The organism is Paeniroseomonas aquatica (genome assembly GCF_030409335.1).
Lineage (GTDB): Bacteria > Pseudomonadota > Alphaproteobacteria > Acetobacterales > Acetobacteraceae > Belnapia > Belnapia aquatica.
In genome coordinates this window covers 1-25,240 of sequence record NZ_JAUFPN010000195.1, presented here as the reverse complement: position 1 = coordinate 25,240, position 25,240 = coordinate 1, and the positions used below count along the sequence as shown (strand labels likewise).

23 protein-coding genes, 1 tRNA gene and 1 riboswitch are annotated in these 25,240 nt (G+C 71.4%); of the genes, 10 read left to right on the top strand and 14 right to left on the bottom strand.

Translation table 11 applies throughout. The annotated features are described in order from the left end of the window. Positions 1-17 precede the first annotated feature (17 nt). The 7 genes from QWZ14_RS24580 to bchF are packed head-to-tail and all read right to left on the bottom strand — an operon-like array spanning position 18 to position 10,065. The gene (locus tag QWZ14_RS24580) at positions 18-1,439 is read right to left on the bottom strand and encodes a BCD family MFS transporter (RefSeq protein WP_290319612.1); all 1,422 of its coding nucleotides are present in this window, start codon (positions 1,437-1,439) and stop codon (positions 18-20) included. Beyond that, positions 1,436-2,131: a magnesium protoporphyrin IX methyltransferase gene (gene bchM / locus QWZ14_RS24575; protein ID WP_290319611.1), complete on the bottom strand. Its 696-nt coding sequence runs from the start codon at positions 2,129-2,131 to the stop codon at positions 1,436-1,438. Before bchM ends, QWZ14_RS24580 begins: the two co-directional genes overlap by 4 nt. Then, positions 2,131-3,045 carry a ferredoxin:protochlorophyllide reductase (ATP-dependent) iron-sulfur ATP-binding protein gene (bchL, locus tag QWZ14_RS24570; protein ID WP_456307268.1) on the bottom strand — a complete coding sequence of 305 codons (915 nt, stop codon included), beginning with the start codon at positions 3,043-3,045 and terminating at the stop codon, positions 2,131-2,133. Before bchL ends, bchM begins: the two co-directional genes overlap by 1 nt. After that, a complete protein-coding gene (locus QWZ14_RS24565) occupies positions 3,042-6,698 on the bottom strand; it encodes a magnesium chelatase subunit H (RefSeq protein ID WP_290319610.1) in 3,657 nt (1,218 codons plus the stop codon). Before QWZ14_RS24565 ends, bchL begins: the two co-directional genes overlap by 4 nt. Next, positions 6,673-8,205 (bottom strand): ferredoxin:protochlorophyllide reductase (ATP-dependent) subunit B, encoded by a 1,533-nt coding sequence (gene bchB, locus QWZ14_RS24560; protein ID WP_290319608.1) that lies wholly within the window; start codon positions 8,203-8,205, stop codon positions 6,673-6,675. The genes QWZ14_RS24565 and bchB overlap by 26 nt, the downstream gene beginning before the upstream one ends. A 4-nt stretch (positions 8,206-8,209) precedes the next feature. Continuing rightward, on the bottom strand, positions 8,210-9,490 hold the full coding sequence (locus QWZ14_RS24555; protein WP_290319607.1) for a ferredoxin:protochlorophyllide reductase (ATP-dependent) subunit N: 1,281 nt from the start codon (positions 9,488-9,490) through the stop codon (positions 8,210-8,212). Further along, entirely contained in the window at positions 9,487-10,065 is a 579-nt protein-coding gene (gene bchF / locus QWZ14_RS24550) for a 2-vinyl bacteriochlorophyllide hydratase (RefSeq protein ID WP_290319606.1), read from the bottom strand. Before bchF ends, QWZ14_RS24555 begins: the two co-directional genes overlap by 4 nt. 302 nt (positions 10,066-10,367) lie before the next feature. Between bchF and QWZ14_RS24545 the strand changes: the two genes are divergently transcribed. From QWZ14_RS24545 to hemC, 6 genes are all read left to right on the top strand, one after another. Continuing rightward, positions 10,368-11,285, top strand: a complete 918-nt coding sequence (locus tag QWZ14_RS24545; protein ID WP_290319605.1) for a cobalamin B12-binding domain-containing protein — start codon at positions 10,368-10,370, stop codon at positions 11,283-11,285. Positions 11,286-11,347: 62 nt separating this feature from the next. Next, positions 11,348-12,778 (top strand): transcriptional regulator PpsR, encoded by a 1,431-nt coding sequence (ppsR, locus tag QWZ14_RS24540; RefSeq protein ID WP_290319604.1) that lies wholly within the window; start codon positions 11,348-11,350, stop codon positions 12,776-12,778. Between the two features lie 3 nt (positions 12,779-12,781). Further along, positions 12,782-13,675: a chlorophyll synthase ChlG gene (gene chlG, locus QWZ14_RS24535; protein ID WP_290319603.1), complete on the top strand. Its 894-nt coding sequence runs from the start codon at positions 12,782-12,784 to the stop codon at positions 13,673-13,675. After that, a complete protein-coding gene (locus QWZ14_RS24530) occupies positions 13,672-14,976 on the top strand; it encodes a BCD family MFS transporter (RefSeq protein WP_290319602.1) in 1,305 nt (434 codons plus the stop codon). Before chlG ends, QWZ14_RS24530 begins: the two co-directional genes overlap by 4 nt. Positions 14,977-14,988: 12 nt before the next feature. Continuing rightward, positions 14,989-16,167 carry a geranylgeranyl diphosphate reductase gene (locus QWZ14_RS24525; RefSeq protein ID WP_290319600.1) on the top strand — a complete coding sequence of 393 codons (1,179 nt, stop codon included), beginning with the start codon at positions 14,989-14,991 and terminating at the stop codon, positions 16,165-16,167. Positions 16,168-16,179: 12 nt separating this feature from the next. Continuing rightward, positions 16,180-17,181 carry a hydroxymethylbilane synthase gene (gene hemC, locus QWZ14_RS24520; protein ID WP_290319599.1) on the top strand — a complete coding sequence of 334 codons (1,002 nt, stop codon included), beginning with the start codon at positions 16,180-16,182 and terminating at the stop codon, positions 17,179-17,181. A gap of 16 nt (positions 17,182-17,197) precedes the next feature. On the opposite strand, the gene QWZ14_RS24515 is transcribed toward hemC, so the two are convergent. From QWZ14_RS24515 to QWZ14_RS24505, 3 genes are all read right to left on the bottom strand, one after another. Then, entirely contained in the window at positions 17,198-18,280 is a 1,083-nt protein-coding gene (locus tag QWZ14_RS24515) for a sensor histidine kinase (RefSeq protein ID WP_290319598.1), read from the bottom strand. Positions 18,281-18,451: 171 nt separating this feature from the next. Continuing rightward, positions 18,452-18,628: a hypothetical protein gene (locus QWZ14_RS24510; protein ID WP_290319597.1), complete on the bottom strand. Its 177-nt coding sequence runs from the start codon at positions 18,626-18,628 to the stop codon at positions 18,452-18,454. Between the two features lie 80 nt (positions 18,629-18,708). Then, a tRNA-Gly gene (locus QWZ14_RS24505) sits at positions 18,709-18,783 on the bottom strand. 130 nt (positions 18,784-18,913) lie between these two features. Between QWZ14_RS24505 and QWZ14_RS24500 the strand changes: the two genes are divergently transcribed. The 3 genes from QWZ14_RS24500 (at position 18,914) to apaG (ending at position 22,542) form a co-directional block, all read left to right on the top strand. After that, complete coding sequence (locus tag QWZ14_RS24500; RefSeq protein ID WP_290319596.1) at positions 18,914-20,530, top strand: ABC transporter substrate-binding protein; 1,617 nt, start codon at positions 18,914-18,916, stop codon at positions 20,528-20,530. 71 nt (positions 20,531-20,601) lie between these two features. Further along, a riboswitch (SAM riboswitch) is annotated at positions 20,602-20,681 on the top strand. Between the two features lie 52 nt (positions 20,682-20,733). Next, positions 20,734-21,957: an O-succinylhomoserine sulfhydrylase gene (metZ, locus tag QWZ14_RS24495; RefSeq protein WP_290319595.1), complete on the top strand. Its 1,224-nt coding sequence runs from the start codon at positions 20,734-20,736 to the stop codon at positions 21,955-21,957. 141 nt (positions 21,958-22,098) lie between these two features. After that, the gene (apaG, locus tag QWZ14_RS24490; RefSeq protein ID WP_290319594.1) at positions 22,099-22,542 is read left to right on the top strand and encodes a Co2+/Mg2+ efflux protein ApaG; all 444 of its coding nucleotides are present in this window, start codon (positions 22,099-22,101) and stop codon (positions 22,540-22,542) included. A 6-nt stretch (positions 22,543-22,548) separates the two neighbouring features. Here apaG and QWZ14_RS24485 read toward each other — a convergent pair whose 3' ends face one another. The 3 genes from QWZ14_RS24485 to QWZ14_RS24475 form a co-directional block, all read right to left on the bottom strand. Further along, positions 22,549-23,376 carry a GNAT family N-acetyltransferase gene (locus QWZ14_RS24485; RefSeq protein ID WP_290319593.1) on the bottom strand — a complete coding sequence of 276 codons (828 nt, stop codon included), beginning with the start codon at positions 23,374-23,376 and terminating at the stop codon, positions 22,549-22,551. After that, positions 23,373-23,861, bottom strand: a complete 489-nt coding sequence (locus tag QWZ14_RS24480; protein WP_290319592.1) for a Fur family transcriptional regulator — start codon at positions 23,859-23,861, stop codon at positions 23,373-23,375. The genes QWZ14_RS24485 and QWZ14_RS24480 overlap by 4 nt, the downstream gene beginning before the upstream one ends. A gap of 178 nt (positions 23,862-24,039) precedes the next feature. Then, on the bottom strand, positions 24,040-24,504 hold the full coding sequence (locus QWZ14_RS24475; RefSeq protein ID WP_290319591.1) for a MucR family transcriptional regulator: 465 nt from the start codon (positions 24,502-24,504) through the stop codon (positions 24,040-24,042). 160 nt (positions 24,505-24,664) lie between these two features. Between QWZ14_RS24475 and QWZ14_RS24470 the strand changes: the two genes are divergently transcribed. Further along, on the top strand, positions 24,665-24,850 hold the full coding sequence (locus QWZ14_RS24470) for a sulfurtransferase TusA family protein (RefSeq protein ID WP_290319717.1): 186 nt from the start codon (positions 24,665-24,667) through the stop codon (positions 24,848-24,850). Here QWZ14_RS24470 and QWZ14_RS24465 read toward each other — a convergent pair. After that, complete coding sequence (locus tag QWZ14_RS24465; RefSeq protein ID WP_290319716.1) at positions 24,837-25,232, bottom strand: GNAT family N-acetyltransferase; 396 nt, start codon at positions 25,230-25,232, stop codon at positions 24,837-24,839. The two genes, QWZ14_RS24470 and QWZ14_RS24465, sit on opposite strands and share 14 nt — an antisense overlap. Between the last annotated feature and the right edge of the window lie 8 nt (positions 25,233-25,240).

The following is a 25,240-nucleotide window of genomic DNA, read 5'->3' as shown; positions in this document are numbered from 1 at the left end:
TGCTTTCTCCCCCTGGATCACGGTGAATGCGCCGGCCGGGCGAGCCCGAGCCGGTCGGAATGCGGGAAGCCCGGGATGGTGTTGCGCACCAGCGGGCCGATGACCGCGATGGCGGCGAAGAGCAGCGCGATCTCGATGAGATAGACGGCGCCGTAGCCGGTGACCGCGCCGGTCAGCGCCGGCCCGAGCAGCCCCTGCTCCGCCGCATGCGAGACCACGTCGCGCAGGACGCCGCCGACCGCGATGGCGCTGCCGGCGGCGGTGGCCTGCACCGAGCCCCAGGCCCCGAGTGCCAGCCCGACCTGCTCGGCCGGCGCCGCCCGCATGCAGGCGGTGAGGGTGCTGTGCGCGAAGAGCCCGGCGCCGAGGCCGATGAAGCCGGTCCCGACCGCGAAGGCCGCGCCGCTGTCGAAGGGCGCGGCCAGCATGACGGCGGCGAGGCCGAAGGCGCCGCAGAGCGAGCCGAAGCCGGCGACCCGGTGGGCGTCGCCGCCGCCGCCGATGATGCGCGCGGCCCAGACGAAGCCGCTGATGCCGCCGGCGGCAAAGAGCGCGGTCAGCAGGGTGGTCTGCGCCACCGACAGCCCGAGGATCTGCCCGCCGTAGGGCTCGAGCAGCACGTCCTGCATGGAGAAGGCGAAGCTGCCGATGCCGACCGCGGCCAGGCGGCGGATCCAGGGCCCCTGGCTGCGGAGGTCGCGCCAGGCCTGCTGGAAGCCGGGCCGCTCGCGGTCGGGCCGGGTCGCCTCGGGATTGCGGGCCTCCTGCTTCCACAAGGCCACGAGGTTGAGCGTGATGCTCAGCAGCGCGGTGCCCTGGATGACCTGGATGAGCCGGAGCTGGCTGAAATTCGACAGCAGGGCGCCGTAGATCAGCGCGGTGACGAGCATGCTGAGCAGCAGCATGACCGAAAGCAGGGCCACGACCCGCGGCTGGTTCTCCGGCGGGGAGAGGTCGGTCGCCAGCGCCAGGCCGACGGTCTGCGTGGTATGCAGCCCGGCGCCGACGATGAGGAAGCAGATGCCGGCGATGAGCTGGTTGACGATGGGCGGCGCGGTGCTGTCGCCCGAGAGCAGGATGAGCGCGAAGGGCATCATCGACAGCCCGCCGAACATGACGATGGAGCCCATCCAGATGTAGGGCACGCGGCGCCAGCCGAGGACCGACTTGTGCTGGTCCGAGCGGAAGCCGATCAGCGCCCGCAGTGGCGCGGCGACCAGCGGCAGCGACAGCATCACCGCCACCAGCCAGGTCGGCACCTGGAGTTCCACGATCATCACCCGGTTCAGCGTGCCGATGAGCAGCACGCTGACCATGCCGATCGAGACCTGGAACAGCGACAGCCGCAGCAGCCGGCCCAGCGGCAGGCTCTCGGAGGCCGCGTCCGCGAAGGGCAGCAGGTCCGGGCTCAGCCTCATCCAGGCGCGGGAGAGCCTCATGCGCGGCGGACCTCCAGCGCCTGGGAGGTATAGAAGCCGCTGGCGATGCGCCGGGTCCGGGCGACCTGCCACCCCGTCAGCTCGGCGGCGATCAGCCCGGCCAGGCGGCGCTCGCCCACCGGCTCGATCGCCGGGGCCCGGTCGCTGCGCGGGAACAGCTTGCCGACGGCATGCATGGCGGTCAGCAGCGGCGTGCGCGGCGCGAAGGTGAAGAGCATCGAATGCCGGGTCCGGGCCGCGAGGCCCGACAGCACGCGCACCACGTCGCCGGGGCGGTAGTGGATGAGGCTGTCCATGGCGACGATGTGGTCGAATTCGCCCAAGTCTGGGTCCTGCATGTCGCCGGTGCGGAACTCGACATGGCCGGCGCCGAACTGGCCCGCCGCGCGCTCGGCGGCGAGGCCGACCAGCTTGGGCGAGAGGTCGATGGCGGTGACATGGGCGCCGCGGCGGGCGGCCTCCAGCGCCAAGGCGCCGGTACCGCAGCCGGCATCGAGGATGCGGCGGCCGGTCAGGTCATCCGGCAGGTAGGAGAGCAGGGTGGCGCGCATCGCATCCCGCCCGGCCCGGACCGTCGCGCGGATGCGGCCGACCGGCGCGGTGGAGGTGAGGCGCATCCAGGCCTCGACCGCGGTGCGGTCGAAGTAGGTCTCGAGCTGGCCGCGGCGATGCGCGTAGGTCTGGGTCGGCATCAGTCGAACCCCAGCAGGTCGAAGATGTCCCGGTCCTTCATCGGCGAGGCGGCCAGGGCCGGCGTCCCGGCCCAGAGGTTGGCGGCGAGGCGAAGGTATTCCTCCTGCACCGCGAGCAGCTCCGGCGTCGGGTCCATCTCGAACAGGGTGGATTTCTTCAGGCGGGAGCGGCGGATGACGTCGAGGTCGGGGAAATGCGCCAGGGTCTGCATGCCGGTCGCCGCGTTGAACTTGTCGATCTGGTCGGTCGCACCGCTACGGTTGACGATGACCCCGCCGAGCCGGACGTCGTAGTTCTTCGACTTGGCCTTGATGGCGGCGACGATGCGGTTCATCGCGAAGATGCTGTCGAAGTCGTTGGCGGCGACGATGATGCCGCGGTCGGCGTGCTGCAGCGGCGCCGCGAAGCCGCCGCAGACCACGTCGCCGAGGACGTCGAAGATCACCACGTCGGTGTCTTCCAGAAGGTGGTGCTCCTTCAGCAGCTTCACCGTCTGGCCGACGACGTAGCCGCCGCAGCCGGTGCCGGCGGGCGGGCCGCCGGCCTCGACGCACATGACGCCGTTGTAGCCTTCGAAGACGAAATCCTCGGTGCGCAGCTCCTCCGAGTGGAAGTCGACCCCTTCCAGCACGTCGATGACGGTCGGGATCAGCGACTTGGTCAGGGTGAAGGTGCTGTCGTGCTTCGGGTCGCAGCCGATCTGCAGCACCCGCTTGCCGAGCTTGCTGAAGGCGACCGAGAGGTTGGAGCTGGTGGTGCTCTTGCCGATGCCGCCCTTGCCGTAGACGGAGAAGACCTTGGCGGTCCCGATGGTCAGGTTGGGGTCCAGGTGGACCTGCACGCTGCCGTCGCCATCCATGCGGGATGGCTGCGGGCGGCGGTGCAGCGCGGCGTGCGGCGTTTCGATTCTCATGCGGCCATCTCCACGCTGATTCCTTCGAGCCGGTCCTCCAGCTCCTCCCCCGCCTGGCGCAGCGCATCGAGCACGGACTGGTCCGGGGACCAGTATTTCCGGTCGTGCGCCTCGAGCAGGCGGTTGGCGATTTTGGCCGAGGCGGTCGGGTTGAGCGTCGCCAGGCGTTCCCGCATGGCGGCATCCAGCACGAAGGTCTCGGTCATCTGCTGGTAGACCCAGGGGGAGACTTCCCCGGTGGTCGCCGACCAGCCGAGGGTATTGCTGACCTGCGCCTCGATCTGCCGCACGCCCTCGTAGCCATGGGCCAGCATGCCCTCGTACCACTTGGGGTTCAGGGTCCGGGTGCGGGTTTCCAGCGAGACCTGCTCGGACAGCGTGCGGACGGTGCCGTCGCCGCGGGTCTGGTCGCCGATATAGACGGCGGCGCTGCTGCCGCGGGCCCGCTTCACCGCCCGGGTGATGCCGCCGAGGGTGTCGAAGTAGTGGTCGACGGTGGTGACGCCCAGCTCGACCGAATCGAGGTTCTGGTAGGTGATCTCGACGCTGGCGAGGACATGCGCCAGCACCGCGTCCCGGCGCACCGGCTTGCCGTCGGCGCCATAGGCGAAGCCCTTGCGCTTCTCGTAGGCGTCGGCCAGCTCGTCCTCGTCGTTCCAGGCGCCGCTGCCGACCAGCTCGTTGACATTGGCGCCATAGGCCCCGTCGGCATTGCCGAAGACGCGGAGCGCGGCCTGGGCCATGTCGCCGCCATGCGCGGCCTGGAAGGCCAGGGCGTGCTTGCGGATGAAGTTCTGCGCCAGCGGCTCGTCGGCCTCGGCGGCCAGCAGCGCCGCCTCGGCCAGCAGGCGGGTCTGCAGCGGCAGCAGGTCGCGGAAGATGCCCGAGAGGGTGACCACCACGTCGACCCGGGCGCGGCCCAGGGTCTCCAGCGGCACGAGCTGCGCGCCGCAGAGCCGGCCATAGGCATCGAAGCGCGGCGCCGCGCCCATCAGCCACAGCGCCTGGGCGATCGGGCCGCCCTCGGTCTTCAGGTTGTCGGTGCCCCAGAGCACCATCGCCACGGTCTCCGGCAGGCCGTGCCCATCGGCGGCATGGCGGGCCAGCAGGCGGTCGGCCTGGTGGGCGCCGTCCTTGATGGCGAAAGCGCTCGGCAGGCGGAAGGGATCGAAGCCATGCAGGTTGCGGCCGGTGGGCAGCACCTCCGTGGTGCGCAGCAGGTCGCCGCCGGGGGCGGGGCGGATGTAGCCGCCGTCCAGCGCATGGATCAGCGCCGGCAGCTCATGGTCCTTGGCCAGCAGGGCATCGAGGTGGGCGCGGCGCTCCGGCTCGGTGACGCCGGCGGCATCCAGCATCTCGGCGCGGTCATGCGCATTCGGCGGCTGGCCGATGACATGCAGCCCGTAGGGAATGAGCGTCGCCTCGAGCTCCATCAGCGCCGTGCCGAGGCGCTGCGCCTCGGCCTCGGCATCCGCCCAGGGCGGCGAGGCCGACGCGAGATCGACCGCCGCGGCCTGGGCCTGCACCATCTCGGCGAGCGAGGCGCGCTGGTCGGCATCGGTATCGGGCTCCAGCGCCCGCCAGCGGTCGAGCGAGGCCTTCAGGTCCAGCAGCCCGCGGTAGAGCCCGGCATGGGCCACCGGCGGGGTGAGGTAGCTGATGAGCGCGGCGCCGGCCCGGCGCTTGGCGATGGTGCCCTCGGAGGGGTTGTTGCTGGCGTAGAGGTAGAAATTCGGCAGGTCGGCGATCAGGCGGTCGGGCCAGCACTCGCCGGACATGCCGGCCTGCTTGCCCGGCATGAATTCCAGCGCGCCATGGGTGCCGAAGTGCAGCACCGCATGCGCGCCGAAGCTGTCGCGGATCCAGCGGTAGAAGGCGGTGAAGGCATGGGTCGGGGAGAAGCCGTGCTCGAACAGCAGCCGCATCGGGTCGCCCTCGAAGCCGAAGGCGGGCTGCACGCCGACCACCACGTTGCCGAAATCGGCGCCGAGGACGAAGATGCTGCTGCCGTCGGTCTGGATGCGGCCGGGCGCCGCGCCCCATTGCCGCTCGATCTCGGGCAGCCAGGACTGGTTGCGGACATGGTCGTCGCTGCCGACCTTGGCCAGCACGTTGGCGACGGTGCCGTGGCGGGCGGCATTGCCGACCAGCAGCCGGTCGCGCAGCGCGTCGACGCTGGCGGGCACCTCAACCTGGTAGCCGGCATCGCGCAGCACGCCCAGGGTGCGGTGCAGCGACTCGAAGACACCGAGATAGGCGGCGGTGCCGACGGCGCCGGCATTCGGCGGGAAGTTGAAGATGACCAGCGCCAGCTTGCGGGCCGCCCGCTCGGACCGCCGCAGCGTCACCAGCCGGGCGACCCGGCCCGCGAGCGCGGCGGCACGTTCCTCATGCACCACCATGTCGTGGCTGCAGTCGCGCGGGTTGGGCGTGCCGTCGGGCAGGATGCAGCGGGCGCAGCGATCCGCGGTGCCGGACCTGCCGCAGCGGCCGCCGAAGGTCATCGGCCAGACCCCGCCGTCGAGTTCCGGGATCGCCACCATGATGGTGGTCTCGACCGGCAGCAGGCCGCGCGTATCGGCCTGCCACTGCGCCATCGTCTGGAATTCGAGCGGATGCGCGGTGATGTAGGGCACGTCGAGCTGCGCCAGGATGGCCTCGGCGGCGCGGGCATCGTTGTAGGCGGGACCGCCGACCAGGGAGAAGCCGGTCAGCGAGACCACGGCATCGACCGTGGTGACGCCGTCGCGCAGGAAGAAATGCTCGATGGCCGGGCGGGCGTCGAGCCCGCTGGCGAAGGCCGGGATCACCTTCAGGCCGCGCGCCTCGATGGCGGCGATGACGCCGTCGTAGTGGCCGGCGTTGTTGGCCAGCACGTAGGACCGCAGGATCAGCAGCCCGACCGTGCCGTTGCGGCCATGGCCGGGCAGGTCCTCCAGCCGCTCGGTGATGCGGCCGGCAAGTCGCGGGTGATAGAGGCCGACATCCGGATATTCGACCGGCGCCGCCGCCTGGATGCGGCCGACCAATGCCTGGCGCGGCCCGGCGGCATAGCGGCCGACCAGCAGCCGGACCATGTTGGCGAGGTTCTCCTCGGAGCCGGCCAGCCAGTACTGCAGCGAGAGGAAATAGGCCCGCACATCCTGCGCCGTGCCGGGGATGAAGCGCAGCAGCCGCGGCAGCTGCCGCAGCATCTTCATCTGGTCCTTGCCGCTGTTCGGCACGCCGGGCTTCCTGCTGCCGCGCAGGCGCTTCAGCAGGCCCATCACGCCGGTGGCCTCGCCATCCATGCGGAATTTGCCGATGCGGGTGAGCTTCATCACCTCCCCGCCCGAGATCATGCCAAGCAGGGCATCGCAATGATCGCGGCGAGCGGCCAGCGCCGGCAGGACGGCGCGGATATGGTCGTCGAGGAAGAGCATCGCCGCGATGATGATGTCGCCGCGGGCGATATCGGCATGGCAGGCGGCGAGCGCCACCTCATCCGAGCTCCACTGATCCGCCGCATGGACCATGAGCTGCAGCCCGGGAAGTTCGCGCTGCAGCAGGGTGACGGCATTGGCGACGGCACCACTCAGGTGGCTGTCCATCGTCACCACCACCACCCGGATGGGCGTGGGCAGGGCACTAGCGGGCGAAGTGGGCTTTTGCATCATACAACGTCTCGATTGTTATGGTGCCGATGCCGCGTTCGGATGCGTAGCGTTCCGTATTCCGCCGGGCCTTGCCGCGGACGAAGAACGGGATTTTGCCCAACTCCTTCTCTGCTTCGGTGGCCCAGGTTGCGGGGCCTGCCACCACGACTGCTGTTGCCTGGCGTTCGGTGACGGCACCACCGAGATGGGAGGGCGCCGCCTCACCATGGAATTCGAAGTCCTCGCGGAACATGCCGAGCAGATGTTCCTCGAGCCCCATCATCAGCGGATGGACCCAGGTGTCGAAGAGCACGTTCGCGCCCTCGAAGCCCATCTGCGGCGAATAGCGCGCGGGATAGTCCTGCACGTGCACCGGCGACGAGATGACGGCGCAGGGGATGCCGAGCCGCTTGGCGATGTGGCGCTCCATCTGGGTGCCGAGGATCAGCTCGACCTGCAGCCCCTGGATGGCGGCCTCGACCTCAAGGTAGTCCTCGGTGACCAGCGCCTCGATGCCATGGGACTTCGCGGCGTCGCGGACGTCGCGGGCGTATTCGCGGCTGTAGGTGCCGAGGCCGACGATCGTGAAGCCGATCTCCTCGGCGGCCATGCGCGCGGCGGCGATGGCGTGGGAGGCATCGCCGAAGACGAAGACCCGCTTGCCCGTGAGGTAGTTGCTGTCGACCGAGCGGGCATACCAGGCGGCGCGCGAGGTCTCGGCGGCGAGGATCGGCGCGGCGTCGAGCCCGGCCAGCGCCGCGACCTCGGCGATGAACTCGCGCGTCGCGTTGCTGCCGATCGGGATGGTCTTCGTCGCCTTCTGGCCGAAGGTCCGGCCGAGCCAGGCGGCGGCCTGGCCGGCGATCTCGGGGTAGAGTACGACGTTGAAATCGGCCTCGCCGAGGCGGGTCAGGTCATGCGGCGTGGCGCCGAGCGGCGCGGCGACGTTGATGCGCACCCCCATGCGGCCGAGCAGCCCGGTGATCTCGGCCAGGTCGTCGCGGTGGCGGAAGCCGAGCGCGGTCGGCCCGAGGATGTTGCAGACCGGGCCAGGGCTGCGCCTGGTGCCGGGCGGTGGCGCATGCGGGCCGGCCAGCGCCCGGACCAGCTGGTAGAAGGTCTCGGCGGCGCCCCAGTTCTCCTTCTTCTGGTAGCTCGGCAGCTCCAGCGGGATGACCGGGATGGGCAGGGCCAAGGCCTTAGCGAGGCCGCCGGGGTCGTCCTGGATCAGCTCGGCGGTGCAGGAGGCGCCGACGATCATCGCCTGCGGGCGGAAGCGCTCGAAGGCCTCGCGCGCGGCATTCTTGAACAGCTCCGCGGTGTCGCCGCCGAGGTCGCGGGCCTGGAAGGTGGTGTAGGTGACCGGCGGGCGCTTGGCCCGCCGCTCGATCATGGTGAAGAGCAGGTCGGCATAAGTATCGCCCTGCGGCGCATGCAGGACGTAGTGCAGGCCTTCCATCGCGGTGGCGATGCGCATGGCGCCGACATGGGGCGGACCTTCATAGGTCCAGACCGCGAGCTGCATGGTGCTAGACCATCAGCCGGGTGCGGCGGACCAGCGGGCGGGCGAAGAGCTCCGCGAGGTCGCCGGCCTGGTCGTAGCCCTGGATCGGGGTGAAGACCAGCTCGATCGACCACTTCGTGGCGAAGCCCTCCGCCTCCAGCGGGTTGGCGAGGCCGAGGCCGCAGACCACGAGGTCGGGCCGCGCCTCGCGGCAGCGGTCGAGCTGGCGGTCGACGTGCTGGCCCTCGCTCAGCCTTGTGCCGGCGGGCAGCAGGGCGAGCTCCTCCGCCAGATGCTGGCGGTGCAGGTAGGGCGTGCCGACCTCGACCGGGACCATGCCGAGCTCGCGCGCCAGGAAGCGGGCGAGCGGGATCTCGAGCTGGCTGTCGGGGAAGAAGAAGATCCGCTTGCCGGCGAGCTGGTCGCGGTGGCGGGCGAGGGCCACCGCGGCACGGGCCTCGCCGGCGGCGGTGACGCTGCGGAACAGCGTGGGGTCGACGCCCCAGGCGGTGGCCGCGGCCTGCAGCCAGGCGGTGGTGCCCTCGGCCCCCAGCGGGAAGGGTGCGGCGAGGCGTTGCGCGCCGCGGGCCTCGAGCAGGCGGGCGGTCTCGGCCAGGAAGGGCTGGGCCAGCAGCATGCGGGTGTTGGGGCCGACGCCGGGCAGGTCCGCGGCGCGGCGCGGCGGCAGGAAGGTGACGGGGCCGATGCCGAGTGCCTCGAAGAGCCGGCGCAGCTGGTCCTCGACCACCTCGGCGAGCGCGCCCACGACCAGCAGGGACCGGGTGGCGGCGGGCCGCATCTCCGGCACCAGCGCGGCGAGGCAGGCGTCCTCGCCCTGGGTGAAGGTCGTCTCGATGCCGCTGCCGGAGTAGTTCAGCACGCGGACGCCGGGCGCATGGGTGACGTTCAGCCGCTGCGCCGCGCGGGAGAGGTCGAGCTTGATAACCTCCGACGGGCAGGAGCCGACGAGGAAGAGCAGCTTGATGTCGGGGCGACGGGAGAGCAGTTGCGCCACGACGCGGTCGAGCTCCTCATTCGCATCGGCGAGGCCGGCGAGGTCGCGCTCATCGATGATGGCGGTGGCGAAGCGCGGCTCGGCGAAGATCATCACGCCGGCGGCGGATTGCATCAGGTGGGCGCAGGTGCGGCTGCCGACGATGAGGAAGAAGGCGTCCTGGATCTTGCGGTGCAGCCAGATGATGCCGGTGAGGCCGCAGAAGACCTCGCGCTGCCCGCGCTCCCGCAGGACCGGGGCCTCGGCGCAGCCGATGTCCTTGGCCGGCGGGGCGAGCAGCGCCGCGCTCACTTGGAGAAGCCCAGGGCGCCGTGGTCGGTGCCGCGCCAGCCGGCCTCGTCGCGGCGGGCGGCGCGCAGCTTCATGATGAACTGCGTCGCGTTGACGACGTAGGAGGCATAGGCGGCGAGTGCCAGGAACATCAGGAAGCGGGCGTCGCCGAAGCCGGTCGCCAGCGCCAGCAGGTAGCCGGTGTGCAGCGCCAGCACCAGCATGCTGAAGACGTCCTCCCAGAAGAAGGCGCGGGCGAAGAGGTACTTGCCGAAGACCACCTTCTCCCAGATGCAGCCGGTGATCATGATGCCGTAGAGCAGCAGCGTCTTGACGACGATGGAGAGGGTGGCTTCCGCATAGCCCTCGCCGGTGGCGAGGTAGCGCAGCACCAGGCTGACGCTGATGAGGAAGACCAGGAATTGCAGCGGCGCGAGGATGCCCTGCACCAGGGTCCAGCCGGTGCCGTCCCGGCGGAGGCGTTCCTCCGGCGTGTACAGCGGCTGGCGGGAGCGATGCGCCTCCTCGGCGTGGCGGTGGCGGCCGGAGACCGTTCCCCAGGGGCTGCCATCGATGGAGTCGATAAGACGGGCCATGAAGCCATTTGTAAGCATTGCTTGACAACCCTCTGTCCAGAAGGTCCGCTGACGAACTGGCCTGTGGCGGTCGACCCCTGTCCCGCTGCATTTCCGAAGAAACGACCGCGTGTCATGGGCCTCTTTCCCGGCCAGCCTGCCTCCCGAAGCGTGACGCTCTCAGTGAACGGAAGGCTAAGGCGGCGCCCTTCAGGGTGTCAAGCGCGATTGACGTAAAGACAGATTGACAGCGATCTGGACCGGGTACGATAACCATCGGCGGGAGACAGCCGATGGCCACAATGGGACGAACCGCCCGTTCAATGGATCGCAGGGACCGCGCTGCGGCGCTCCCGGAGGGCGACACGGCCCTGCTCCAGCGACCGTCGCCGACCGCCTTCGAGGCCCGCATCCACAGCCCCGCCGCCTGGCTCGACCGTCCCGGGCTGGCCCGTCCCCTGGCCGTGCCGCCGCCGCCCGCCGGCTTCTCCGCGCGCCTCAGCGAGGCCGTCGCCGCCGCGGTGATCCCGCGCCTGCAGCTGGCCCATGCCGCCGCCGCCGAGTCCGTGCCGAACGCCGCCGACGTCACCGCGCTCAGCGCCCTGCTGCTGCGCCATGACGCGGCCGGCGCCAGCGCCTATCTCGAGGCGCTGCACCACGCCGGCACCAGCGCCGAGCATCTCTTCCTCGACCTGCTGGCGCCCGCCGCGCGGCTGCTGGGCCAGTTCTGGGCCGATGACGTCTGCGACTTCGCCACGGTGACCCTCGGCATGATGCAGCTGCGGCGGATGCAGCGCGACTTCGCGCCGCGCTTCCTGGCCGGCAGCCGGCCCCGCCTCGCGGCCGAGGCGCCGCGCGCGCTGATCGTCTCCGTCCCCGGCGAGCAGCATGTCTTCGGCCTCGACCTGGTGGCGGATTTCTTCCGCCGCGCCGGCTGGCAGGCGGATGTCTCGCCGCTGCGCTCGGCCGACGAGCTGGCCAGCATGGTGCGGCGGGAAAGCTATGCGGTGGTGGGGCTGTCGCTCGGCGACACCGACCGGATGGACGCGCTGGCGGCGACCATCCGCAAGCTGCGCCGGGCGTCACGCAACCGGTCGGTCGGGGTGATGGTCGGCGGCCCGGCCTTCATTGGCCATCCCGGCTACGTGGCGCTGGTCGGCGCCGATGCCACCGCGGCGGATGCAAGGCAGGCGCCGCTGCAGGCCGAGCGGCTGCTGCGCGTGCTGGCCCAGCATGACTGAGGGAGTGTCAGGCCTAGAAAAGGGAGGTATCAGGCCCTCTTCGATGAAGGAATATGCCACCCGTGCAGGCGTTCAAAGCCCCGAAGACATCGCTGGGCAATCTGGATGCGGAAGCCGCAGCGATCCTGATCTCCGCCGCGGCGGATATCGCCCTCATCATCGATGAGGCGGGCGTGATCCGGGATGCCGCCTTCAACAGCCAGGAGCTGGCCCTGGAGATGGAGGGCCAGGAGAGCTGGCTCGGCCGCCCCTGGGTGGACACGGTGGCCGAGGACAGCCGGCCGAAGGTGGAGGCCATGCTGCGCGACGTCGCCGCCCGGTCCCTGCCGCGCTGGCGCCACATCAACCAGGGTGCGCTGCGCGGCACCTCGGTGCCGATCCTCTTCTCCACCGTGCGGGTCGGCGACGGCGGCCGGGTGGTCGCCTTCGGCCGCGACCTGCGGCCGCTCTCGGCCCTGCAGCAGAGACTGGTCGAGGCGCAGCAGTCGATCGACCGGGACTACGCCCGGCTGCGCAACGCCGAGACCCGCTACCGCATGCTGTTCCAGCTCTGGACCGAGCCGGTGCTGATCCTGGAGGGCGCCTCGCAGAAGGTGCTGGAGGCGAACCGCGCGGCGGACGCGCTGCTCGGCCGCGGCGGCAAGCGCGGCACCGCGCGGGTCTTCCTCGAGATGTTCGCGCCCGAGGGCCAGGGGCCGATCGACCAGCTGATGGCCAGCGTCCGGGCCACCGGCCGGGCCGACGACGTGCGGGCGCGGCTGCTGGAGGATGGCCGCGAGGTGCTGATCTCCGCCACCCCCTTCCGCCAGGAGAACGCCAGCCTGGTGCTGGTGCGGCTGACCTATCCGCAGGGCGAGGCCGGGGCGATCGTGCTGCCCAAGGCCAAGTCGAAGCTGCTGAAGCTGATCGAGAGCGTGCCGGATGCCTTCGTCGTCACCGGCCAGGACGGCCGGGTGCTGACCGCCAATGCCGCCTTCCTCGAGATGACGCAGCTCGCCTCCGAGGAGCAGGCGGTGGGCGAGCAGCTCGAGCGCTGGCTGGGCCAGCCCGGCGTCGAGATGGAGGTGCTGACCGCCAACCTGCGCCAGCGCGGGCCGGTGCGGCTGTTTGCCACGACCATGCGGGGCGAGTTCGGCGCGACGGTCGATGTCGAGATCTCCGCGGTCTCGGTGATGAACGGCACCGGCCCCTGCTTCGGCTTCGCCATCCGCGACATCGGCACCCGCGTCGCCCCGCCGCCCCGCATCGGGGCCAAGGCGCCGCGCTCGGTCGAGCAGCTGACCGAGCTGATCGGCCAGGTCCCGCTGAAGGACCTCGTGCGCGAGGCGACCGACGTGATCGAGCGGCTCTGCATCGAGGCGGCCCTGGAGCTGACCGGGGACAACCGCGCCTCGGCCGCCGAGATGCTCGGGCTCAGCCGGCAGAGCCTCTACGTGAAGCTGCGGCGCTACGGGTTGGGCGACCTGCCCGCCGAGAACGGGGAGGCGGGATAGGCCATGGACCACGCGGCGCCCCGGCGACTGGAATTCGCGGCCTGCCTCGAGCTGCTGAAGCCGATCACCTGGTTCGCGCCGATGTGGGCCTTCTCCTGCGGGGTGGTCTCCTCGGGGTTGGGCGGCAACGGCCGCTGGACGCTGATCGTCGCCGGGCTGCTGCTGACCGGGCCGCTGGTCTGCGGCACCAGCCAGGCGATCAACGACTGGTACGACCGGCACGTGGACGCCATCAACGAGCCGAACCGGCCGATTCCCTCGGGGCGCATCCCCGGCAAGTGGGGCTTCTACATCGCCATCGGCTGGACCCTGCTGTCGCTGCTGGTGGCGACCTTGCTGGGGACCTGGGGCTTCCTCGCCACGGTGCTCGGCCTGGCGCTGGCCTGGGCCTATAGCGCGCCGCCGCTGCGGCTGAAGCAGAACGGCTGGTGGGGCAACACCGCCTGCGCCGCCTGCTACGAGGGCCTGCCCTGGATCACCGGCGCCGCGGTCATGAGCGCGATGGCCCCCGATGCGGCGGTGGTGCTGATGGCGGCGCTCTACAGCATCGGCGCGCATGGCATCATGACGCTGAACGACTTCAAGTCGGTCGAGGGCGACAGCCGCATGGGCATCGGCTCGCTGCCGGTGAAGCTCGGCGTGAACCGCGCGGCGCAGGTCGCCTGCGGGGTGATGGCGGCGCCGCAGGTGGTGGTGGTCGGGCTGCTGCTGGCCTGGGGCCGGCCCTGGTACGCCGGCGCCATCGCCGTGCTGCTCGCGGTGCAGCTCGTGCTGATGCAGAGGCTGCTGGCCGACCCGCGTGGCAAGGCGCCCTGGTACAACGGCACCGGCACCACGCTGTACGTGATGGGCATGCTGATCACCGCCTTCGCGCTGCGGCCAGTGGTGCTGCCATGAATGCCGGCGCCCCGCTCGGCTGGCTCGGCATCCTGCGGCTCGGGCTGGTGCAGACCGCGCTCGGCGCCATCGTCGTGCTGACCACCTCGGCGATCAACCGGGTGATGGTGGTCGAGCTCGGCCTGCCCGCCACCATTCCCGGGCTGCTGGTGGCGCTGCACTACGCGGTGCAGCTGATGCGGCCGGCGATGGGCTACGGCTCGGACCTCGGCGGGCGGCGGACGCCCTGGATCATCGGCGGCATGGCGGTGCTGGCGACGGGTGGCCTCGGCGCCGCGGTGGCGACCGGGCTGATGGCCGAGGCGCGCCTCGCCGGGCTGGCGCTGGCGATGCTCTCCTTCGTGCTGATCGGCCTCGGCGTCGGCGCCGCCGGCACCTCGCTGCTGGCGCTGCTGGCGACGCGGGTGGCGCCATCCCGGCGCCCGGCGGCGGCGACGGTGGTCTGGCTGATGATGATCTTCGGCTTCATCGTCACCACGGGCGTCGCCGGGCGCTTCCTCGACCCCTTCTCGCCGCTGCGGCTGGTGGCGGTGACCGGCACGGTCTCGGCGCTGGCCATGGTGGTGACGCTGCTGGCGGTGTGGCGGATGGAGGGGGCGCCGGCCGCCGCCCCCGCCGCGGCGCCGCGCGGCGGCTTCCGCGCCGCGCTCGGCGAGATCTGGGACGAGCCGCAGGCGCGGCAGTTCACCGTCTTCGTCTTCGTCTCCATGCTGGCCTACAGCGCGCAGGATTTGATCCTCGAGCCCTTCGGCGGCGTGGTCTTCGCACTCAGCCTGGGCGAGACCACGAAGCTGGCCTCGGCCCAGCATGGCGGCGTCTTCGCCGGCATGATCCTGGTGGCGCTGGCGGCGGGGCGGCTCGGCTCGCTGAAGGCCTGGGCGGTCGGCGGCTGCGCCGCCTCGGCGCTGGCGCTGTTCGCCCTGGCGGGCTCCGGCTTCGTCGGCCAGGGCTGGCCGCTGGCGGCCTCCTATGTCGCGCTGGGCCTGGCCAACGGCGCCTTCGCCGCGGCCGCCATCGCCACCATGATGCAGCTCGCCGGCCAGGGCCGCAGCGGGCGCGAGGGCATGCGCATGGGGCTCTGGGGCGCGGCGCAGGCCATCGCCTTCGGCCTCGGCGGGTTGGCCGGGTCGATGGCCAGCGATGTGGCACGCAGCCTCATCGCCGCGCCGGCCGCGGCCTATGGCGCGGTGTTCTTCGCCGAAGGCGCGCTCTTCGTCGTCTCCGGCCTGCTGGCGGCGCGCATCGGCCGGGCGCCGGCGCGGCGGCTGCCGCTCGGCACATTTGCCGCAACGCGCAACTGAGGGAGGGTGGCCATGGAGACCTTCGATGTCGTGGTGGTGGGCGGTGGCCCCTCGGGCGCGACCGCGGCGCATGACCTGGCGCGGCAAGGCCGGCGGGTGCTGCTGCTGGACAAGGCGGGCCGCATCAAGCCCTGCGGCGGCGCCATCCCGCCGCGGCTGGTGCGCGACTTCGACATCCCCGACAGCATCATCGTCGCCCGGGTGAATGCGGCGCGGATGATCTCGCCCACCGACAAGGAAGTGGACATGCCGATCGACGGCGGCTTCGTCGGCATGGTGGACCGCGAGCATTTCGACGAGTTCCTGCGCGCGCGTGCCGCCGAGTGCGGCGCGGTGCGGCGGACCGGCAGCTTCGAGCAGGTCGAGCGCGACCTGGACGGCACCGCCATCGTCGCCTTCACCGAGAAGGGCGGCACCCTGGTGCGCATCCGGGCGCGCAGCGTGATCGGCGCGGATGGCGCGAAATCCAAGGTGGCCAAGCAGGAAGTGCCGGCCGCGGCCCGCGTGCCCTGCGTCTTCGCCTACCACGAGATCATCGAATCCCCCGCCGATGGCGCCGGCAAGTTCGATGCGAAGCGCTGCGACGTCTTCTACCAGGGCAAGCATTCCCCGGATTTCTATTCCTGGATCTTCCCGCATGGCGACACGACCAGCATCGGCACGGGCTCGGCGCACAAGGGCTTCTCGCTGCGCGGCTCGGTCGGCGCGCTGCGGCAGGCGACGGGCCTCGAGGGCGCGCGGACCATCCGCCGCGAGGGCGCGCCGATCCCGATGAAGCCGGCGAAGCGCTGGGATAACGGGCGCGACGTGGTGCTCGCCGGCGATGCCTCCGGCGTGGTCGCCCCGGCCTCGGGCGAGGGCATCTACTACGCCATGCTCGGCGGCCGGCTGGCGGCGGAGGCGGCGGAGGCCTTCCTCGCCTCCGGCGATCCGGCGGCGCTGAAGCTGGCGCGGAAGCGCTTCATGAAGGCGCATGGCCGGGTCTTCTGGATCCTCGGGATCATGCAGTACTTCTGGTACTCCTCGGACAAGCGGCGCGAGAAATTCGTCGCCATCTGCGCTGACAAGGATGTCCAGCGCCTTACCTGGGAATCCTACATGAACAAGGAGCTGGTCCGGCGTGACCCGCTCGCCCATGTCAGGATTTTCTTCAAGGATCTCGCCCATCTTTTCGGCTTCGCCCGTGCGTGAAGGACCCCTGCCATGAGCCGCCTGCGGTCGCTTGATACCCCCACCGCGCCACGGCACGGCCGGGGCCATACCCTGCCGTTGAAGGTCGGCACCCGCGGTTCGCCTCTGGCGTTGTGGCAGACCCAGCACTTCCTCGGCATCATCAGCGGCTTCTGCCCGGTGCTGCGCGATGCGGAAGCCTTCGAGGAACATGTCATCAGCACCGAGGGCGACCGGGTGCAGGACAAGCGCCTCGCCGACATCGGCGGCAAGGGCCTGTTCGCCAAGGAGATCCACGAGGCGCTGCTGGACGGCCAGGTGGATTTCGCGGTCCACAGCCTGAAGGACCTCGAGACCGAGCTGCCGCCCGGCATCGTGCTGGCCTGCCTGCTGAAGCGGGAGGACCCCCGCGATGCCATCATCCTCGGCCCGGTCTGCGGCGCGCCCGACCGGCGCGACCCGCTCGCCTGCATCCCGCAGGGGGCGCTGATCGGCACCGCCTCGGTCCGCCGCCAGTCGCAGATCCTGGCCATGCGGCCGGACCTGCGCTGCGAGATCATCCGCGGCAACGTGCAGACCCGGCTCGGCAAGGTCCGCAACGGCGACTTCGCCGCCAGCTTCCTGGCGCTCGCCGGGCTGAAGCGCATGGGCCTGGAGCGGGAGGCCGGCCTGCTGCTGGACGCCGACGCCATGGTCCCGGCGGCCGGCCAGGGCATCGTCGGGGTCACCGTCCGCGCCACCGACGTCGAGCTGCACGAGCTGCTCGGCGCCATCGAGGACCGCGAGGCCCGCATCGTCGCCACCGCGGAGCGGGCGCTGCTCGGCGCGCTCGACGGCTCCTGCCGGACCCCGATCGGCGCCTTCGCCCGGCTGCGCCCGGATGGGACCATCAGCCTGACCGGGCTGCTGGCCCGGCCCGACGGCAGCTACCTGCTGCGCCACACCGCCGAGGGCGCCGCGGCCGATGCCGCGCGGCTCGGCCGCGAGCTGGGCGACCGGCTGCGGCGGGAGGCCCCGGCGGACATCCTGGCCTAGCGCCGCCCGTCCCGGCTCAGTGGTGCGAGCCCGGCGCCTGCACCGGGAAGGTCAGCTCCGCCCGGGTGCCGCTGCCCCCGGCCCCCGGCCCGCGGGAGAAGCTGCCGCGCAGCTGCGCCGCCATGCCCCGGAGCAGCCGTGTGCCAAGGCCGGTGCCCAGCGGCCGCGACCGTCCCGAGGACGCCTCCGGCTGGTCCTCGGCCGGGGTGCCGGTGCCGTCATCCTCGACGGTCAGGTGGAAGTCCTCGCCGGAGCGGCTGAAGCGGACCTGCACCTTGCCGGCCCGGTCGTCCGGGAAGGCGTATTTCAGCGCGTTGGTGACGCATTCGTTCAGCACCAGCCCGACCAGGATGGCCCGTTCGGAATTGAGCGGATGCGCCTCCGCCGTCGCATTCAGGGCGACCGGGCGCAGGCCCTCGGTGGCATGGGTCTCGCCGAGCTGGATCGACAGGCCCTCGACGAAGCCGCGGGTATCGACCAGCGTCGGGTCGTTCTCGTGGATGGCCCCCTGGGCCAGCAGCGTATGCACCCGGGCCAGGGCGCGGGCATGCTCGGCCGCCTCGCGCAGCCCGTCCTGCGCCGCGGGAGAGGGCGCCGCGCGGGCCCGCAGCAGCAGCAGGGCGACCAGGGACTGCAGGTCGTTCCTGGTCCGGTGGCGGAATTCCTGCAGCAGCAGCTGGCGCTGGGAATCGGTGCGCGCCAGATCCTCATGCGCGGCCCGGAGGCGCCGCAGCGTGGTGTGGAACCCGTCGATGAGCATGCTGATGCAGCCGGCGATCAGCAGGAACAGGGCCCAGGCCGCCGCGTCCTGCCGTTCCGGCAGCAGGGCGCCCTGGCCCGGCGCGAGGTGGAACCACAGGATGGCGGCGGCGGCGAAGAACGCTGCCAGCAGGCCGGAATTGCGGTCGAACAGCGTCGCGGTGACCAGCACCGCGAGGATCGGCATGAGGAAGATGTTGTGGTCCGGCAGGCCGCCCTGCAGCCCGGCCCGCAGGCCGAAGGCGGCGGCGACGATCAGCAGGGTCAGCAGGTAGCGAGCCCAGACCGGCAGGGACCTGGTCCCGCTGGTCAGCGTCATGAAGCTGGAGAATGAAAGCATCCCGCTGGGAACGACCGCAACCCCGTTACGGAGGCAGGAGCTGACTGCCTTGTGAACCGGCCGCCCCCTGGTCAAACCCACGCGGCGCGCCGCGGTGCATGGCCGCTGCGGCCGGACCCGGGTTGCGGGAGGTCGGCAATGGGCGGCGACGCTGCGGAGCGGGCCAAGCGGCTAGTCGGCCTCATGCGGCGTGGTCGCCGGCACCCGGTGCAGCGGGGCATTGGCGAAGCGGTCGCGCAGCTTGCGGACGCGGGCCCGGTGCTCCATCCAGCCCGGCACCAGGCGCGCGGCAATGACCAGGGCCAGGACGCCGCCCGCCGCGAGCCAGGCTAACTCAAAACTATTCAAGGAGGGTCTCCCGCTTCGACCACAGGCAATACCACAGGTAATGCCAGCTTGGTACAGAAGGGAGCGTGAGCCGGAGGCGCTGGAGCGGGCGGGGGGAATCGAACCCCCGACATTCAGCTTGGGAAGCTGACGTTCTACCTCTGAACTACGCCCGCACGCCGCGGCACAGTAGCCGGCCTGCCGCTCCGGCTCAAGCCCGCGCCTTGCGTCCGGCGCCGCGAACCCGCATGGTTGCGCCCGAGGAATTGCCAGGCCCGCGGTCCATCGCCGGGAGGGCCCTGCTTCATGAACCGTCGCGACCTGCTGCTGGGGGCCGGGGCCCTCGCCACCACCCCTGCCCTGCTGCCCAGCCCGGCCAAGGCCCAGGCGGACCGCGGCATGCTCCGCGTCGCCATGACCACCGGCGACATCCCGCTCACCACCGGCCAGCCCAGCCAGGGCGCCGAGGGCAACCGCTTCCTCGGCATCACCCTCTACGACCCCCTCATCGCCTGGGACCTTTCGAAGGCCGATGCGCCGCCGGCGCTGAAGCCTGCCCTCGCCCTCTCCTGGGCGGTCGATCCCGCCGATACCAGGCGCTGGACCTTCCAGCTCCGCCCCGGCGTCGCCTTCCACGACGGCAGCGCCTTCACCGCCGAGAGCGTCGCCTGGAACCTCGCCAAGCTGCTCGACCGCGACGCCCCGCAGTTCGACAGGCAGCAGGCCGCGCAGGGCAGCCTCTGGATCGGCAGCATCGCCCGATGGGCGGTGCGCGGCCCGCTGACGATCGAGATCGAGACCCGCACGCCGGACGCCGTGCTGCCCTTCTCGCTGGCCAATGTCTTCTTCTCCTCGCCCGCCCGGTGGGAGGCGCTGGGCCGCAGCTGGGAACGCTTCGCCGAGAAGCCCTCCGGCACCGGCCCCTACATCGCCGACCGCTTCATCCCCCGGCAGCGCCTGGAAGCCGTCCGCAACACCGCCTACTGGGACCCCGCCCGCATCCCGAAGCACGAGCGCCTGGCGCTGATCCCGATGCCGGATGCCCTGACCCGCACCGCCGCGCTGCTCTCGGGCCAGGTCGACCTCATCGAGGCCCCGCCGCCCGATGCCGCCGCCCGCATCCGCGCCGGCGGCGGCAGCGTCGTCACCAATGTCTATCCGCACAACTGGTGCTTCCACCTCAGCTTCGTCGAGGGCTCGCCCTTCCGCGACCTCCGCATCCGCAAGGCGGCCAACCTCGCCATCGACCGCGACGGCATCGTCGGCATGCTGGCCGGCATGGCCGCCCCCGCCGCCGGCATGGTGACCAAGGGCCACCCCTGGTTCGGCACACCCAGCTTCGAGATCAGGCACGACCCCGACCAGGCCCGCCGCCTGCTGGCCGAGGCCGGCTTCGGCCCGCGCAACCCGGTGAAGGTCAGGCTCATCATCTCCCCCAGCGGCTCCGGCCAGATGCAGCCGCTGCCGATGAACGAGGCGATCCAGCAGAACCTCCGCGCCGTCGGCATCGAGGTCGAGTTCGACGTGATGGACTGGGAGGCGCTGCGCGCCCGCCGCCGCGCCGGGGCCGAGGCGCCGGAGAACCGCGGCTGCCACGGCATCAACAATTCCTGGGCCTTCTGGGACCCCGACATCGGCCTGCTCGGCCCGGCCCAGAGCACCGACCGCCGCCCCGGCGGCTTCAACTGGGGCCACTTCATCGACCCGGAGGCCGATGCCCTGGCCATCAAGGCCCGCGCCACCTTCGACCCGGAGGCGCAGCGCCAGGTCCTCGCCGCGCTGCATGCCCGCATCGTCGACCAGGCCATGTGGCTCTGGGTGGTGCATGACGTGAACCCGCGCGGCCTCGCCCGCCGGGTGAAGGGCTTCGTCCAGGCGCAGAGCTGGTACCAGGACCTGACCCCCATCACCCTGGAGGGCTAATCCCGGCTTGACCCGGCCGGGGCAGCGTCGCTAACTGCGGCCGGGCCGTGGTTCCTGACCGCGGCTGGGCCGCGAGGCCCCCTCGCGATTTGTCCGGCCAGCTTGCGGCGAGGTGAAACATGCGCGCTAAATCGGCCGTCGAGGGCTAGCCCCCTCGCGCCCCGTCAAGGGTGCCGGACGCCATGCGTTTGCCAAGGTGCTCCATGTCCAAGTCCCTGCCCGATCGCCCGCTGCGCCCCGCCACCCTGCTGGTCCGCGGCGGCACCACCCGGACCAACCACGACGAGACCTCCGAGGCATTGTTCCTGACCTCGGGCTTCGTCTACGACAGCGCGGAACAGGCCGAGGCCACCTTCGCCGGCACCGCCACCCACTACCAGTACTCCCGCTTCGGCAACCCGACCGTCGCCATGCTCGAGGGCCGGCTGGCCGCGCTCGAAGGCGCCGAGGCCTGCCGCGTCACCGCGACCGGCATGGCCGCCGTCCATGCCGCGATGCTCTCCCACCTCAAGGCCGGCGACCGCGTCGTCGCCTCCCGCGCGCTGTTCGGGTCGTGCCACTGGATCGTCTCCACCCTGCTGCCGCGCTACGGCATCACCGGCGTCTTCGTCGACGGCGGCGACCTCGCGCAGTGGGAAGCGGCGCTGGCCGAGCCGACCGCCCTGGTGCTGCTCGAGACGCCCTCCAACCCCATGCTGCAGCTGGTGGACCTGCCCGCCGTCGCCGAGCTGGCGCACAAGGCCGGCGCCATCGTCGTGGTGGACAACGTCTTCGCCACCCCGCTGCTGCAGAAGCCGCTGACCTTGGGCGCCGACGTCGTCGTCTATTCCTGCACCAAGCACATGGACGGCCAGGGCCGGGTGCTGGGCGGCGCCATCCTCGGCACCAAGACATGGGTCGAGGAGACGCTGCAGCCCTTCATCCGCAACACCGGCCCCTCGATCTCCGCCTTCAATGCCTGGGTGATCCTGAAGGGGCTGGAGACGCTGCACCTCCGGGTCACCGCCATGGCCCGCAGCGCCGCCGCCATCGCCGAATTCCTCGGCGAGCGGGTGGAGGTCGCCCGCGCCCTCTACCCCTTCAGCGCCAGCCACCCGCAATACGCGCTGGCGCAGCGGCTGATGACCGGCGGCGGCACCGTCGTCACCTTCGACCTCGCCGGCGGCAAGGAGGCGGCCTTCCGCTTCTGCAACGCGTTGCGGGTCATCGATGTCTCGAACAACCTCGGCGATTCCAAAAGCCTGGTGACGCATCCCGCCACCACCACCCACATGCGCATCGGTGCCGAGGAGCGCGCCCGGCTCGGCATCACCGACGGCACCATCCGCCTCTCGGTCGGGCTCGAGGACGTGGCCGACCTGATCGAGGACCTGGCCGAGGCCCTCGATGCCGCGGGTGGCGCCGCGGTCGCCCGCGCCGCCGAATAGGCCGCCAGCGCGGCAGTAGCGCGCCGGGCCGGGGCCGTGGCAGGCTCCGGCCCGGACTTCCGGGAGGACGGCGGCATGGGCATCGCGACCGGCCGTGGCGCCGGCCTCCCCCCCCGCCTCCCCATGCAAGGGCTGACCCCGATGCCGAGCCCACCCGCCGACCCCGATCCGAACGCCGCCCGCCAGCCCGGCTACACCGCGGTGACGCGGGAGGTGCGCGTCTCCGTCCGCACCTTCTACCTCGCCGACCAGTCGGAGCCCGAGCGCAACCACTACGTCTGGGCCTACCGGGTCAGCATCGCCAACGAGGGGCGGCAGGCCGTGCAGCTGCTCAAGCGCACCTGGCTGATCACCGATGCCCAGGGGCGCACCCAGCGGGTGCACGGCGACGGCGTGGTCGGGGAGAGGCCGGTGCTCGATCCCGGCGAGAGCTTCGAGTACACCTCCGGCACGCCGCTCACCACGCCCTCCGGCTTCATGCGCGGCACCTACCACATGGTGCTGACCGATACCGGGGAAGGCTTCGACGCGGCGATCCCGACCTTCAGCCTCGACAGCCCGCACCAGCCGCACCAGCTGCACTGAGCCTGGCTACTCGCCGCCGGGCCCGGCCAGCTTGCGTTCGTAGTGCTTCGAGTATTTCGCGGTGATCAGGTCGGTCTTCACCACGATGCAGACATCCGTGGTGTTGAATTGCGGATCGAGCACCGCCCCGTCGCCGACGAAGCCGCCGAGCCGCAGGTAGCCCTTCACCAGCGGCGGCAGCGCATGCAGCACGCTGCGGATGTTCAGCCCGGCCGGGTCCTGCCGGTCCATCGCGACGTAGCGCTCCGGCAGGGCGCGCGGCCGCAGGTGCGGCGGCGCCAGGTGGTTGGCGTGGAGGTAGGTCAGCACCGGCGCCAGCGCCTCGAGGTCGGTGCCCGGCAGGCTGGCGCAGCCGAACATGACCGCGACCCGGTGGCGGGAGACATAGGCGGCGATCCCGCGCCAGAGCAACTGCAGGGTGCCGCGGGTGCGGTGGTCGGCATCGACGCAGGACCGGCCCAGCTCCAGGATCGGCGAGGGCAGCGCCATCAGCGGGCCGATGTCGTATTCCGCCGCCGAGTAGAAGCGGCCGACCGACTTGGCCGCTTCCCGCCGGATCAGCCGGTAGGTGCCGACCACGGCCTCCGGCCCCTCGCCCTGGTCGTGGTCGATGACCAGCAGGTGGTCGGCGACGCCGTCGAATTCGTCGCGGTCGCGGGCGGCGGCGCGGGTCTCGGCATCCGCATGGGCGCCCATCTCGTCGTAGAAGACGCGGTAGCGCAGCGCCTGGGCGGCATCGACCTCGGCCGCCGACTCCGCGATGCGAACCCCGAGGTTGCCGGCCCGGATCTCCCCGAAGCCGGCGTCCAGCCCCGGATGCGGCGCCGCGCTCATGTATCGCTGGGCCGCTTGCCTCGGCGGGGCGTGGCGGCGGGCTTGGCCTCGGGGAAGCGGCGGCCGAAGAGTTCGAGCCGGTGGTCGACGAGCTCGAAGCCCAGCCGCGCCGCGATCTCCTGCGCCAGGGCCTCGTGCCGGGCCTCGGCGAATTCGATGACCTTGCCGGTGTCGACGTCGATCAGGTGGTGGTGGTGGCCATGCTCGGTCGGCTCGTAACGGGCGCGGCCCCCGCCGAAGTCGTGCCGCTCGAGGATGCCCTTCTCCTCCAGCAGCCGGACCGTCCGGTAGACGGTGGCGATGGAGATGCGGCTGTCCTGCGCCACGGCGCGGCGGTACAGCTCCTCGACATCGGGATGATCGGCACTGTCGGACAGCACGCGGGCGATGAGCCGGCGCTGGCCGGTCATCTTCAGGCCGCGCTCGATGCACAGCCTTTCGATGCGCGAGATGCCCTCTCGGTCAACGGTAGCGGGCGTATCCATGCGGCTGGTGGTCTGCCCTTCCTGGCGGACGGCAGGGAAAGCCTGCCGCGCGCGTCCTCATCAGGAGGGCGACCATAGCCCGGCTGGACGGCCGCGACCATGCCAGACACGCCACCCCCCCGGGAACCGTCGGAGAACCGTCGGCGCGAGACCGCCCGACGGCCCCGGCAGCCCGGCCTCAGGGCGCCTTGACGGCCGTCGGGGCGGCGTCGCGCCGGCCGGCCCGCGGCGGACGGCCCCGCGGCTTGGTGCCGAGCCCGATCTTCTTGGCCAGGGACGACCGATGCTTGGCATAATTCGGCGCCACCATCGGATAATCCGAGCCGAGGCCCCAACGTTCCCGGTATTGCTCGGGGGTCAGGTTGTAGGAGGTCTGAAGATGCCGTTTCAGCATCTTGAGCTTCTTCCCGTCCTCGAGGCAGATCAGGTATTCGGGGGTGATCGATTTCTTCACCGGCACCGCAGGTTGTGGCCGATCCGGCTGCGCCTTGACCACCGGCAGTCCCACCGAGGCCAGGGTCCGGTAGACTTCTTGAATCAGGCTCGGCAGATCAGCCAGGGCCACCGAATTGTTGGACACGTGCGCGGCAACGATTTCGGCAGTCAGTCCCAGCAGCTCGCCAGAAGGGGTTTCTTCAGACATCCGGCTCGTCTTCCCATATGTAGTGTGGTTGCTATAGTGCCGTTCCCGGCCGTTTCGCAATGCGTTTTACGTGTTTGAAGGGCAAGAAACCTTGAGTTTTACCAGTCCGAAAGAACTGACCGGCGATCGGGAACTCGACATCACCGCCGAGACTTGCCCGATGACCTTCGTTCGTACCCGACTTGCGCTGGATCGTATGCCGATCGGGTCGACTCTGCTGCTGCGGCTGCGCGGCGACGAACCGCGCCGCAATATTCCGCAGACCGCGGCCGAACAGGGCCATGCGGTACTCGGCCAGCAGGAGCTGGGGGACGGCACGACCCTGCTGCTGCTCAGGAAGGGCTGAGATCCCGGCGCAGGACCAGCGCATCGCTGCCGTCGGCATAGTAACGATGGCGGCGGCCGACCTCGGCGAAGCCCGCCGCCCGATAGAGCGCCAGCGCCGCCGCGTTGCCGGCCGCGACCTCGAGGAACATCGCCGCGGCGCCCCGCAGCACCGCCCCCTGCAGGGCCCCGGCCAGCAGCGCGGCGCCGAGGCCGCGGCGGCGGGCCGCGGGCGCCACCGCCAGGGTCAGGATCTCCGCCTCGCCGCCCGCGGCGCGGGCCAGCACCAGCCCCGCCCCCGGCCGCCACAGGCCGAAGGCGCCGGGCATCTCCAGCATCAGCGCCATGGCCCCGGCGCCCCAGGCCTCGGCCGGCGGGAAGGCGGCGGCGTGCAGCGCCGCCAGGGCCGGCG

Excerpts from the sequence above, each read along its gene's own strand:
- QWZ14_RS24580 (WP_290319612.1), bottom strand. The coding sequence starts at position 1,439 with ATGAGGCTCTCCCGCGCCTGGATGAGGCTGAGCCCGGACCTGCTGCCC.
- bchM (WP_290319611.1), bottom strand. The coding sequence starts at position 2,131 with ATGCCGACCCAGACCTACGCGCATCGCCGCGGCCAGCTCGAGACCTAC.
- bchL (WP_456307268.1), bottom strand. The coding sequence starts at position 3,045 with ATGAGAATCGAAACGCCGCACGCCGCGCTGCACCGCCGCCCGCAGCCA.
- QWZ14_RS24565 (WP_290319610.1), bottom strand. The coding sequence starts at position 6,698 with ATGCAAAAGCCCACTTCGCCCGCTAGTGCCCTGCCCACGCCCATCCGG.
- bchB (WP_290319608.1), bottom strand. The coding sequence starts at position 8,205 with ATGCAGCTCGCGGTCTGGACCTATGAAGGTCCGCCCCATGTCGGCGCC.
- bchF (WP_290319606.1), bottom strand. The coding sequence starts at position 10,065 with ATGGCCCGTCTTATCGACTCCATCGATGGCAGCCCCTGGGGAACGGTC.
- QWZ14_RS24545 (WP_290319605.1), top strand. The coding sequence starts at position 10,368 with ATGGATCGCAGGGACCGCGCTGCGGCGCTCCCGGAGGGCGACACGGCC.
- chlG (WP_290319603.1), top strand. The coding sequence starts at position 12,782 with ATGGACCACGCGGCGCCCCGGCGACTGGAATTCGCGGCCTGCCTCGAG.
- QWZ14_RS24530 (WP_290319602.1), top strand. The coding sequence starts at position 13,672 with ATGAATGCCGGCGCCCCGCTCGGCTGGCTCGGCATCCTGCGGCTCGGG.
- QWZ14_RS24525 (WP_290319600.1), top strand. The coding sequence starts at position 14,989 with ATGGAGACCTTCGATGTCGTGGTGGTGGGCGGTGGCCCCTCGGGCGCG.
- hemC (WP_290319599.1), top strand. The coding sequence starts at position 16,180 with ATGAGCCGCCTGCGGTCGCTTGATACCCCCACCGCGCCACGGCACGGC.
- QWZ14_RS24515 (WP_290319598.1), bottom strand. The coding sequence starts at position 18,280 with ATGCTTTCATTCTCCAGCTTCATGACGCTGACCAGCGGGACCAGGTCC.
- QWZ14_RS24500 (WP_290319596.1), top strand. The coding sequence starts at position 18,914 with ATGAACCGTCGCGACCTGCTGCTGGGGGCCGGGGCCCTCGCCACCACC.
- metZ (WP_290319595.1), top strand. The coding sequence starts at position 20,734 with ATGTCCAAGTCCCTGCCCGATCGCCCGCTGCGCCCCGCCACCCTGCTG.
- apaG (WP_290319594.1), top strand. The coding sequence starts at position 22,099 with ATGCCGAGCCCACCCGCCGACCCCGATCCGAACGCCGCCCGCCAGCCC.
- QWZ14_RS24485 (WP_290319593.1), bottom strand. The coding sequence starts at position 23,376 with ATGAGCGCGGCGCCGCATCCGGGGCTGGACGCCGGCTTCGGGGAGATC.
- QWZ14_RS24480 (WP_290319592.1), bottom strand. The coding sequence starts at position 23,861 with ATGGATACGCCCGCTACCGTTGACCGAGAGGGCATCTCGCGCATCGAA.
- QWZ14_RS24475 (WP_290319591.1), bottom strand. The coding sequence starts at position 24,504 with ATGTCTGAAGAAACCCCTTCTGGCGAGCTGCTGGGACTGACTGCCGAA.
- QWZ14_RS24470 (WP_290319717.1), top strand. The coding sequence starts at position 24,665 with ATGACCTTCGTTCGTACCCGACTTGCGCTGGATCGTATGCCGATCGGG.